Below are 9,045 nucleotides of genomic sequence, written 5' to 3'. Positions count from 1 at the left end.
CGGGCGGCCTGCTCCTGCTGCTCGTGGCGCTGGAGCTGCTCATGGGCAAGATGGACGCGGGCGAGACCGACTCCGGCGGGTCCACCAAGAAGTCACCGGAGTGATCTGTACGTCTGACACGTCCACTCGGGTCTGACAGCTCTTGTGTTCCACGGGATCGACACACGGCGCGCCGGAGGTAATGCCGGTACAAAGGACCGGCGAATCGGCACAATCGACCCATGCCTTCCTCACGTCGCCCGGCGCGGCCCTCGGGTTCGGCGCGCGGCTCGGGTGCGCGCCCGTCGTCGACCCCGCGCACGGGCTCCGGCACGGGTTCCTCCGGCGCGAAGGGCGCCACAGGGAGCACGCCGGCGAAGGGGAGGGCGGCGGCGAAGAAGCAGGCCGGGTCGGGGGCGAAGGGTTCGCCGGCGAAGGGTTCCTCGGGCAAGGGAACGAAGGCGGCCACCGCGAAGGGGTCCGCGGCCAAGAAAGCAGGCACGGCCGGGACGACGGCGGCCAGGTCGGCCGCGAAGCCGGCGCCGGCCCGCTCGACGCCGGGCACGTCGACCGCACGCAAGCCCGCCGCACCGTCGGCGTCGTCGGGCCGCCGCGCGCCCGCACCCCGGACCGCTCCAGGACGGCCGGCCGCGCGCCCGGCGGGTGCCGCCGCCCGTGGTGCGCGGCCGACGTCGGGCAGCGGGGCGAAGCGGCCGGCGCAGCCGCGCCGCCGGAGCACGGCCACCGGCAGCGTCGCGCCGCCCACCCGCCCGGCACGCGCGGACCGCAAGCGCGGCAGCTACGGGCTCGTGGTGCCCGAGGTGCTCACCGTCCGCGCCATGGTGCTGTCCGTGGTGGTGCTCCTCGCGGTGGTGCTGCTGCTCCCGACGGTGCGCGCGGTCATCACGCAGCAGGCCGAGCTGCGCGAGCTGCGCTCCGAGCTGAGCCAGCAGCAGGACCAGAAGGCCGAGCTCGAGACCGAGCTGGCCCGCTGGGACGACCGGTCGTACGTGATCGAGCAGGCGCGGTCGCGTCTGCGGTTCGTCATGCCGGGGGACAAGGTGTGGCGCCCGCTGGACACGGACTCGGTCGAGCAGGAGGAGCCGGAGCCCGGCGTCGTCGAACCGTCGCCGGGTGCGTCCGAGGACGAGGACGTGCCCTGGTACACGAACGTGTGGGACTCCGTGCGGATCGCGGACGGCGAGTAGGCGGCGCCTGCCGGTGTCGCACGGCCCGGGACGGCGCCGCTCCGCGTCGGTCGCGCGCTGGGAGACAATGGAGCGGTGAACACCGCGACTGAGACCGTGTCCGACGACGACCTGCGCGTCCTGGCCGAGCAGCTCGGCCGCGAGCCGCGCGGCGTCGTGGGGATCGCGGCGCGCTGCGTGTGCGGCCGTCCGACGGTGGCGCGCACCGCGCCCCGCCTGCCCGACGGCACCCCGTTCCCGACCGTCTTCTACCTGACGCACCCCGGTGCGGTCGCCGCCGCCTCGACCCTGGAGGCGAACGGCGTGATGAAGGAGATGACGGCACGGCTCGAGACCGACGAGGACCTGGCCGCCGCCTACCGCACGGCGCACGAGCACTACCTGGCGCAGCGCGAGGCGATCGGGCACGTGGACGAGATCGACGGCATCTCCGCGGGCGGCATGCCGACGCGGGTCAAGTGCCTGCACGTGCTGTTCGCGCACGCGCTGGCCGCCGGCCCGGGCGTGAACCCGCTCGGCGACGAGGCGCTCGCGCTGGCCCGGGACACGTGGCGCCCGGACCGCTGCACCTGCTGAGGCCCGTACCCGTCCCGGGCCGGGAGTGAGGTTTCTCGCGAACCGGCACGTCCGGCGCCCCGGCGGCAGGGGCGCCTGGGAGAATCCTCGCGTGACTTCCTCTCGCGTAGCCGCGATCGACTGCGGCACCAACTCGATCCGCCTGCTGGTCGCGGACGTCGACGCCGCCGGAAACCTCACGGAGCTCGACCGCCGCATGGAGGTGGTGCGGCTCGGCCAGGGTGTGGACCGCACCGGCGAGCTCGCGCCGGAGGCCCTCGCGCGGACCCTCGCGGCGACCCGTGCGTACGCGGCGGCGATCGACGCCGCCGGGGCGGAGCGGGTGCGGTTCGTGGCCACGTCGGCCACCCGGGACGCGCGCAACCGGGACGCGTTCTTCGACGGCGTCCGCGCCGCGCTCGGCGTCGACGTCGAGGTGATCAGCGGCCACGAGGAGGCGCAGCTGTCGTTCACCGGCGCCACCGGCGCCGCCGCGGCGGCGCACGCCGGCCCCTTCCTCGTGGTCGACCTCGGCGGAGGCTCCACGGAGCTGGTGCTCGGCACGAGCACGGTGGACGCGAGCGTCTCGATGGACATCGGCTCGGTGCGGATGACCGAACGGCACCTGCACGGCGACCCGCCGTCCGCGGCCGAGATCGAGGCCGCCCGCGCCGACGTCCGGGCCCACCTGGACGACGCCGCGCGCGTGGTCCCGCTCGGGAAGACCACCACCCTGGTGGGGCTGGCCGGCTCGATCACCACCGTCACGGCGCACGCCCTGGGCCTGACCGAGTACCAGCGGGAGCGGGTGAACCAGGCGGAGCTGCCGGTCGAGACGGTGCTGGCGTCGTGCGCGGCGCTGCTGGCGGCACCGCGCGCCGAGCGGACGGCGATGGGCTTCCTGCACCCGGGCCGCGTCGACGTGATCGCGGCGGGGGCGCTCGTGTGGTCCGAGGTGATCCAGCGCGTCGTGGCCGACGTCCGGACCGCGGGCGGGTCGCTGACCCACGTGGTGACCAGCGAGCACGACATCCTGGACGGGATCGCGCTGGCGATGGCCTGATCTCCCGACATTCCGCACCGGCGGATTTCCGTCGGTCGGGAACTCCCGTCCCAGGTGGTCCGTTGACCGGGCACGATACGCAGCGAAGCGGCGTGGTGGGCGTCACGCACCCGCCGCTCTTTGCCATGTGAAGAAACACGCTTAGGGCGCGGTACCCTGGGAATCATGCCTCAGAACGACCTGACCTCGGTCAGCCATGCTTCCGACCCGGTGACGCCGCGCGCGCGGAAGGTGCCGCGCATCGTGGTGCTCGGCGGCGGGTCCGTCGGCCTCTACGTGGCGCGCCGCCTGCGAAAGAAGCTGAAGAAGCGGGAGGCGGCCATCGTCGTCGTCGACCCGCGCCCGTACATGACGTACGCACCCTTCCTGCCCGAGGCGGGTGCGGGCTCCATCGATGCCCGCGACGTCGTCGCGCCGCACCGGAAGGCCCTCAAGGGCATCGACGTGCTACAGGGCAAGGTCACCACGATCGAGCACGGGCGCAAGGCCGTGAAGATCCAGCCCGAGGAGGGCGACGAGTACGAGGTGACCTACGACCAGCTGGTCGTCGGCCTCGGCTCGGTCTCCCGCACGCTGCCCATCCCGGGTCTCGCGGAGGCCGCGATCGGGTTCAAGAACGTGGAGGAGGCCATCGCGGTCCGCAACCACGTCATCAACCGCATGGACGTCGCGTCCTCGACGTGGGACGCCGACCTGCGCAAGCGCATGCTCACGTTCACGTTCGTGGGCGGCGGGTTCGCCGGCATCGAGGCGCTCGCCGAGATCGAGGACATGGCGCGCTACGCGACGCGGCAGTACAACACCATCGAGCCGTCCGACCTGCGGTTCGTCATGATCGAGGGTGCCGGGCGCATCCTGCCCGAGGTCACGGAGCCGATGGGCGAGTACGCCCTCGCCGAGCTGAAGAAGCGCGGCATCGAGTTCCACCTCAACACGTTCCTCTCGTCCTGCGTGGACGGGCACGTCGTGACCTCGACCGGCGTCGAGTTCGACACCGAGACCATCGTGTGGACCGCGGGCGTCAAGGCGAACCCGGTCATCAAGGAGGCCTCGGACCTCCCGTTCGACAAGCTGGGCCGCGTCATCGTGCTCCCCACGCTGCAGGTGGCCACGGAGGACGGCGAGATCGTGGACGGCGCCTGGGCCGCGGGCGACTGCGCCGCCGTGCCGGACGTGCTCAACCCGGGCAAGTTCTGCCCGCCGAACGCGCAGCACGCGATCCGCGAGGCCGTGCGCCTGGCCGACAACATCGTGGCGCTCTACAAGGACAAGCCCGCCGTCGAGTACAACCACAAGAACGTCGGTGTGGTCGCGTCGCTGGGTCTCTACAAGGGTGTCGCCGAGCTGTTCGGCTTCATCAAGCTGCGCGGGTTCCTCGCCTGGGTCGCGCACCGCGGCTACCACGTCATGGCGATGCCGACCGGCAACCGCAAGGCGCGCATCCTGGTCGGCTGGATCGGCCAGTTCCTGATGGGCCGCGAGCTCGTCTCGCTCGGTTCGCTGCACGACCCGCGGCAGGAGTTCCGCAACGCGTCGGTGCCGCCGAAGCCCGTGGGCGAGAAGGTCGAGCAGACGGCCGAGTCGTCCGCCGCGCGCGCGGAGTCGGGCTCGAAGGCCTGAAGACCCCGCACCCAGGGCAGGCACCGAGCCCCCGGCTCCGGGCCGTCGGAAGCTCCCGTCGAGCTGTCAGACGCACAGGTCACTTCGGTGACCTGTGCGTCTGACAGGTCCGCGAGGTTCTGACAGGTCGGAGCCGGGGGCTCCGTCGTCGGGTGCCGCTCGGTAGTCTCTGGGGTGCGCCCCCATAGCCCAACTGGCAGAGGCAGCCGGCTTAAACCCGGCCCAGTCCCGGTTCGAACCCGGGTGGGGGCACGATGGTGGCCTCAGGAGGTGCCGGTGCTGGCCTCAGGCTGTGCCGGCGAGGAGCTCGGCGAGGTGGCGGCCCGTCAGCGACGCCTCCTGGCGCGCCAGGTCGGCGGGCGTTCCCTCGAAGACGACGCGACCGCCGTCGTGCCCGCCACCCGGGCCCATGTCGATCACCCAGTCGGCCCGCGCGACGACCGACAGGTTGTGCTCCACGACGATCACGGACCGACCGGAGTCGACGAGGCGGTCGAGCAGGCCGCCCAGGTTGTCGACGTCCTGCATGTGCAGGCCGGCGGTGGGCTCGTCGAGCACGAACGTCGGGGTGTCGCCGCCCATCTCGATCGCCAGCTTGAGGCGCTGCCGTTCGCCGCCCGACAGGGTGTTGAGGTGCTGGCCGAGGGAGATGTAGTCCAGCCCGACGTCGGACAGGCGGGAGAGCATCGGGAGCACCGTCTTCTCGGTGAAGAAGTCCAGGGCCTCCTCGACGGACATGGCGAGCGCGTCGGCGATGTTCTTGCCGCGCAGCGTGTAGCCCAGCACCTCGTCGGTGAACCGCTTGCCGCCGCACGCCTCGCACACGCTGGCGACGCCCGCCATGAAGGCGAGGTCGGTGTAGATGAGGCCGACGCCCTTGCACTCCGGGCACGCGCCCGCCGAGTTGGCGCTGAACAGCGCGGGCTTGACCCCGTTCGCGCGGGCGTACTGCTTGCGGATGGGCTCGAGGATCCCGGTGTAGGTCGCGGGGTTGGACCGTCGCGACCCGCGGATCACCGTCTGGTCGACGAAGGTGACGCCGTCGCGCGGCAGGCAGCCGTGGATGAGCGAGCTCTTGCCGGAGCCGGCCACGCCCGTCACCGCCACCAGGACGCCGAGCGGCACGTCCACCGACACGTCCTGGAGGTTGTGCAGGTTCGCGTGCTCGATCCGGAGGAAGCCGGTGGGGGTGCGGGGCGTGGACCGGAGCGTCACACCCTGGTCCAGGTGCTTGCCGGTCGCGGTCCCGGAAGTGCGCAGTCCCGCGATGTCGCCCTGGTAGACCACCGTGCCGCCGTGGGTGCCGGCGCCCGGGCCCATGTCGACGAGGTGGTCGGCCGCCGCCATGACCTCGGGCTTGTGCTCCACGACGAGCACCGTGTTGCCCTTGTCCCGCAGGCGCTGGAGCAGGGCGTTCATCTGCCGCACGTCGTGCGGGTGCAGCCCGATGGTCGGTTCGTCGAACACGTAGGTCAGGTCCGTCAGGGCCGAGCCCATGTGCCGCACCATCTTGGTCCGCTGCGCCTCCCCGCCGGAGAGCGACGACGACTCCCGGTCCAGCGACAGGTACCCGAGCCCGATCTGCTCGAAGGTGGCGAGCAGGTCGTTGAGCCCGTCCAGGATGGGCTGGACCTGCGGGTCCGCGAGGTCGCGGACCAGCTCGGCCAGGTCGGTGAGCTGCATGGCGGCGGCCTCGCCGATGTGCTTGCCCTTGACGAGCGACGACCGCGCCCGGTCGTTGAGGCGGGTGCCGCCGCACTCGGGGCACGGCGTGAAGGTGGCGAGCCGGTCGACGGCCGCCCGCATGGCGCCCTTCATCGACTCGACGTCCTTGACCAGGTAGAGCCGCGTGATCTTCGGGACCAGCGACTCGTACGTCACGTTGATGCCGCCCGAGACGATTTTTCGCTCGTCGCCGTGCATCAGGTCGTGCCACTCGGTGTCGGTGTAGTCCTTCAGGGGCTTGTCGACGTCGAACAGGCCGGAGTCGGCGTAGACCTTCCAGTACCAGGTGCCGACCCCGAAGTTGGGGAACGTGATGGCCCCCTCCTTCAGCGACTTGCTGCGGTCCACCAGGGCTTCCGTGTCGATCGCGGAGACGCGGCCCAGGCCCTCGCAGTTGGCGCACATGCCCTGGGGGTCGTTGAAGGAGAAGAGGTTGGAGCCGCCGACGTAGGGCTCACCGAGCCGCGACCAGATGACGCGCAGCATCGTGTACGCGTCGGTGGCCGTGCCGACCGTCGAGCGCGCGTTGGCGCCCATCGGCTCCTGGTCCACGACGATGGCCGCCGACAGGTTCGACAGCGTGTCGACGTCGGGCCGCGGGCGTGAGGGCATGAAGCCCTGGAGGAACGCCGAGTACGTCTCGTCGATCAGCCGGCGTGACTCCGCGGCGACGGTGCCGAACACCAGCGAGCTCTTGCCCGACCCGGAGACCCCGGTGAACACCGTGAGCTTGCGCTTGGGGATGTCGATCGAAACGCCCTGCAGGTTGTTCTCGCGGGCTCCGCGCACCTCGATAGATCCGAACACCACTGTCCTCTCCTGGTCGGTGGTCCCATGGTGCCAGGAGCCACTGACACGCACCCGGGTTCGGGGTCACGCCGTTACGCCAGCAGCAGACAGCGGAACGACCCGGCATGTCAGTGGGGTTGGGTACCGTGACGGGTACCAACGGCGGGAGTGGGCACATGGCGATGATCTCGACAGCTACTGCGGGCCCCGCTGGGCCCGGTACCACCAGCGACGGCGCGCCGGGCGCGAGGTCCGGCACCCTGGAGCACACGCGCGAACCGCTGCTGCGCGACCTCGTGGGCGGCATCCTGCGGCGCGCGCGCCGGGAGCAGCGCCGCACCCTGGCCGACGTCGCCACGGACGCCCGGGTCTCGACCGCCTACCTCTCGGAGGTGGAACGGGGGCGCAAGGAGGCGTCCTCCGAGGTGCTCGCCGCGGTGTGCGAGGCGCTCGGCATGCGGCTCGTCGACCTGGTGGAGCGCGCGTGGGCCGATCTCGCGATCGCCCTCGCCGCGCAGGAGGAGGGCCGACGGATCCGCGTCCTGTCGTCCGCGGCCCGCCGTTCGGCCGGCTTCTCCTCCTCGCGGCACCCGTTGCAGGCCCCTCAGGCGGCGCCGGCCGGCAGCTCCGCCGTCGGGCGACGAGGGGACGCCGTGCTGCTGGCGGCGTGAGCCGCCGGAGACCGGGCGGCGTCAGAGCCCCGCGCGCCGCTTGCCACCCGGGCGCACGTCGTTGACCCGGTCCACGACCTTGTCGATCATGCCGTAGGCCAGTGCCTGCTCCGCGGTGAACCAGCGGTCGCGCTCGGAGTCCGCCGCGATCGTCTCCACCGTCTGTCCGGTGTGCTCGGCCTGCAGCCGCGTCACGACGTCCTTGACGTGCCGGATGTTCTCGGCCTGGATCACCACGTCCGTCGTCGTGCCGCCCACCCCGCCCGCGGGCTGGTGCATCATGATCCGCGCGTGCGGCAGCGCGTACCGCTTGCCGGCCGTGCCGGCGGCGAGCAGGAACTGCCCCATGCTGCCCGCGAACCCGACGGCCACGGTGGAGACCGCGTTCGGCAGCAGCTTCATCGTGTCGTGGACGGCGAGGCCCGCGCTGATGGAGCCGCCGGGGGAGTTGATGTAGAGGCTGATGTCGGCGGCCGGGTCCTCCGCCGAGAGCAGCAGGAGCTGCGAGGTCACGCGGTTGGCGACGGCGTCGTCGATCTCGCTGCCGATCAGCACGATCCGCTGGTGCAGCAGCCGCGTGGCGAGATGGTCGTCGAGGGGCTGGGTCTGGATGGTCTCGGTCATGTCTCCACGATCGTCCGACCGGGGCCACCCGGACAGCCGTCTCTGCCCGCCGCAGATCTGCTCATGGCAGAGGCCCGACGAGTCGCGACTGATCAGAGCGGGTTGCCCGCCGGGTCGATCGTCGGGAACGCATCGAAGTGCACCTCGAACGGGATGGCCCCGGGCACGTCCTCCTGCCCGCTGAGCGGGTCGATGTGCTCGGCCGTGAACTGCTCCCACGCCACCACGATCGCCCGCATCTGCTCGGGCGTGGCCCACTTGTTGGAGGCGAAGAACGTCGTCGTCCCGTCCCAGGCCTTCAGGGTCTCCTCGTCGGCCCCCTGCCCCGCGCGGACGAAGGCCATCACCCGTTCGTGGCGCAGGCGGAGGAACTCGATGTTGACGGCCTCGGCGGTCTGCCGGGCGGCGGGGGAGTCCTTGCCCAGCGTGGAGATGCTGAACCCACCGGGGGTGCGTTCCCACCAGCGTTCCCGTGCGGTGCCCCTGCCCTCGACCTCACGGACGAGGCCGTGCTTGGCGAGCTGGCGCAAGTGGTAGCTCGTCGAGCCGCTGGACTCGCCGACGATCTCGCCGAGCTTGCTGGCGGTGAGCGGACCGTGGCTCGGCAGCAGGTCGAGGATGCGGATGCGGAGCGGGTGCGAGAGCGCGCGCAGCGCCGCCGGGCCCAGCTCCGCCGGTGGGCCGGCGGCCTCGGGCGTCGGGGCGGAGCCGGCAGCGGAGGAGCCGGCCGCGGGTGACGCCGGGGAAGCACCGCCCCGGTCCGCCTCGTGCCCCGGGGAGTCCTCACGCGCAGTCGCCATAGGCAGGACGT

General features: G+C 72.0%; 8 protein-coding genes and 1 tRNA gene. 6 read left to right on the top strand and 3 right to left on the bottom strand.

The genetic code is table 11. The annotated features are described in order from the left end of the window. The first annotated feature begins 221 nt into the window (after nucleotides 1-221). From AB0I29_RS24015 to AB0I29_RS23995, 5 genes are all read left to right on the top strand, one after another. Complete coding sequence (locus AB0I29_RS24015) at nucleotides 222-1,187, top strand: septum formation initiator family protein (RefSeq protein ID WP_357486433.1); 966 nt, start codon at nucleotides 222-224, stop codon at nucleotides 1,185-1,187. A gap of 75 nt (nucleotides 1,188-1,262) precedes the next feature. Continuing rightward, a complete protein-coding gene (locus tag AB0I29_RS24010) occupies nucleotides 1,263-1,763 on the top strand; it encodes a DUF501 domain-containing protein (RefSeq protein ID WP_357486431.1) in 501 nt (166 codons plus the stop codon). A gap of 91 nt (nucleotides 1,764-1,854) precedes the next feature. Continuing rightward, nucleotides 1,855-2,805 carry an exopolyphosphatase gene (locus AB0I29_RS24005; protein ID WP_357486429.1) on the top strand — a complete coding sequence of 317 codons (951 nt, stop codon included), beginning with the start codon at nucleotides 1,855-1,857 and terminating at the stop codon, nucleotides 2,803-2,805. Between the two features lie 165 nt (nucleotides 2,806-2,970). Next, complete coding sequence (locus AB0I29_RS24000) at nucleotides 2,971-4,425, top strand: NAD(P)/FAD-dependent oxidoreductase (protein WP_357486427.1); 1,455 nt, start codon at nucleotides 2,971-2,973, stop codon at nucleotides 4,423-4,425. A gap of 178 nt (nucleotides 4,426-4,603) precedes the next feature. After that, nucleotides 4,604-4,677: transfer RNA gene (locus tag AB0I29_RS23995), tRNA-Leu, on the top strand. Between the two features lie 33 nt (nucleotides 4,678-4,710). On the opposite strand, the gene AB0I29_RS23990 is transcribed toward AB0I29_RS23995, so the two are convergent. Beyond that, nucleotides 4,711-6,960 carry an excinuclease ABC subunit UvrA gene (locus AB0I29_RS23990; RefSeq protein ID WP_357486425.1) on the bottom strand — a complete coding sequence of 750 codons (2,250 nt, stop codon included), beginning with the start codon at nucleotides 6,958-6,960 and terminating at the stop codon, nucleotides 4,711-4,713. Nucleotides 6,961-7,115: 155 nt separating this feature from the next. Here AB0I29_RS23990 and AB0I29_RS23985 point away from each other — a divergent pair, with 155 nt between their 5' ends. Continuing rightward, on the top strand, nucleotides 7,116-7,610 hold the full coding sequence (locus tag AB0I29_RS23985) for a helix-turn-helix transcriptional regulator (RefSeq protein ID WP_285105785.1): 495 nt from the start codon (nucleotides 7,116-7,118) through the stop codon (nucleotides 7,608-7,610). 21 nt (nucleotides 7,611-7,631) lie between these two features. Here the strand turns inward: AB0I29_RS23985 and AB0I29_RS23980 are convergent, their stop codons facing one another. Both AB0I29_RS23980 and AB0I29_RS23975 read right to left on the bottom strand, forming a co-directional pair. After that, the gene (locus tag AB0I29_RS23980; RefSeq protein ID WP_285105787.1) at nucleotides 7,632-8,234 is read right to left on the bottom strand and encodes an ATP-dependent Clp protease proteolytic subunit; all 603 of its coding nucleotides are present in this window, start codon (nucleotides 8,232-8,234) and stop codon (nucleotides 7,632-7,634) included. A gap of 92 nt (nucleotides 8,235-8,326) precedes the next feature. Then, nucleotides 8,327-9,034: a helix-turn-helix domain-containing protein gene (locus AB0I29_RS23975; RefSeq protein ID WP_285105789.1), complete on the bottom strand. Its 708-nt coding sequence runs from the start codon at nucleotides 9,032-9,034 to the stop codon at nucleotides 8,327-8,329. Nucleotides 9,035-9,045: the final 11 nt, after the last annotated feature.

It is taken from the genome of Promicromonospora sp. NPDC050262 (assembly GCF_040655935.1).
In the GTDB taxonomy this organism is placed as follows: Bacteria; Actinomycetota; Actinomycetes; order Actinomycetales; family Cellulomonadaceae; genus Promicromonospora.
Note: the sequence above shows the minus strand (reverse complement) of the source record. Positions and strands in the feature narration are given on the sequence as shown.